The organism is Actinokineospora sp. NPDC051303 (assembly GCF_055586285.1).
On sequence record NZ_JBVJIN010000009.1, the window covers coordinates 39,791 to 41,268 of the forward strand.

The 1,478-nt window shown below is 69.5% G+C and carries 2 protein-coding genes; one reads left to right on the top strand and one right to left on the bottom strand.

Features of this window, described 5'->3' with window-relative positions; translation table 11 throughout:
• The first annotated feature begins 440 nt into the window (after positions 1 to 440).
• A complete protein-coding gene (locus ACZ6SD_RS09420; protein WP_465316449.1) occupies positions 441 to 734 on the top strand; it encodes an SCO4225 family membrane protein in 294 nt (97 codons plus the stop codon).
• A gap of 51 nt (positions 735 to 785) precedes the next feature.
• Here ACZ6SD_RS09420 and ACZ6SD_RS09425 read toward each other — a convergent pair whose 3' ends face one another.
• Positions 786 to 1,037 carry a mycoredoxin gene (locus tag ACZ6SD_RS09425; protein WP_465316450.1) on the bottom strand — a complete coding sequence of 84 codons (252 nt, stop codon included), beginning with the start codon at positions 1,035 to 1,037 and terminating at the stop codon, positions 786 to 788.
• Positions 1,038 to 1,478 lie beyond the last annotated feature (441 nt).

Consider the following 1,478-nt stretch of genomic DNA (forward strand, 5'->3'; position numbering starts at 1 on the left):
CCTTGCGGTGACTCGGTTTGCGGGCAAGCACATCCGGGCGGGTCGGGCCGTGTGCGTACGGGTTGTGAGTGGTGTGTGTCCTGTGGGCCGGTGGTCCTGGCGCGGCCCTGGGCGGTGCTAGCCACCCGCGCTTGGAGCGTCGGTGCCGTTGGGCGATTAGAGGGTGTTGTGACGTTGTCGGCGGCGCTGGGTATCTGGTGGGTGCGGTCGCTTTGTGGCGGTGGTGCGGGAGGTGGATGGGTGATCGGCGCGCTGAAATCGTGCGGTCCGGCGTGGTGATGAGCGCGTGGTGAGGGTTTGACCTGTGTTGGTGCGGCGAGGTCGGGGTGGTGTGGCGTGTCGGTGGGTTGTTTTGCCGTGTGGGGCGGCGGTAGTGCTGGGCTGCGGTGCGGAGTGGGCCGAGGGCGCGGGGTGCGACTGGTGCTGGTTGGTGGTGCCCGGTGAGCGGGTGGAGCAACCAGCGCGCGGCGCGGAAGGTGGCGTTGGGCTACCTGACTGTGGTGATGGTGGTCTTCGCCGTCGTCGCTGTCGGGTTGGTCGCGTTCGGCGGGCCGGACGCGTCGTTCCTGCCGGTGGTGGCGGTGGTGGTCACGCTGCCGACGTCGCTGGTGGTTGTGCTGTTGCCGGAGATGGGCGAGCCGTGGAACGGCGTCGTCGGCGGCGCCGTGCTCGTCGGCACGGCTCTATTTCAGGCGTGGCTGCTGTGGCTGTTGTTCCGCGGTCGGCACGGTTGAAGACGGCAGTGGGGCTGCCCGCCGGGCAGCCCCACTGAAATCTGTGAACGCTTAGGTGGTCAACTGCGCCTTGACCTGCGCGAGGGACGGGTTGGTCAACGCGGTCCCGTCGGGGAAGTGCAGCGTCGGCACGGTCTGGTTGCCCCCGTTGACGCTCATCACGAAGTCCGCGGCCCCCGGCGTCTCCTCGATGTCCACCTCGACGAACTCGATCCCCTCCGCGTTGAGCTGGGTCTTGAGCCTGCGGCAGAACCCGCACCAAGTGGTCGAGTACATGGTCAGCGTGGTCGGCGCGGACGACATCGAAGACACTCCCGGAATAGCTGACGCGAACAACGGACACCTTCATCAACACCCGTCCGAAGAAGGTCATGCCACCCACGAGTGAGGCGCCCGTCACACCCCACCCCAGCCGCCTGGCCGCACCCGCAGTTCCACGGCCACAAGCAGCCAGCCGCGGCGGTCCGCTGTCTCACCGCCACGTCGCTTGACGGCACACACCACCGAGACGCGCCGGGACGCCCTACCGCGGCCACCCGACCCGCGCGACTCTGAGCCCCTGGACCAAACGGCGCCGACGAGCACAGCAGCACTCCTCGCATGGCCGTCGCCACCGAGGGATGGCTGCGCCGGACTTCGCCCGGTGGGCCGGACTTCGCCCGGTGGGCCGGACTTCGCCCGGTGGGCCGGACTTCGCCCGGTGGGCCGGACTTCGCCCGGTGGGCCGGACTTCGCCCGGTGGGC

Bases quoted from the DNA above. Each gene is read 5' to 3' on its own strand.
- ACZ6SD_RS09425 (WP_465316450.1), bottom strand. From the start codon at position 1,037: ATGTCGTCCGCGCCGACCACGCTGACCATGTACTCGACCACTTGGTGC.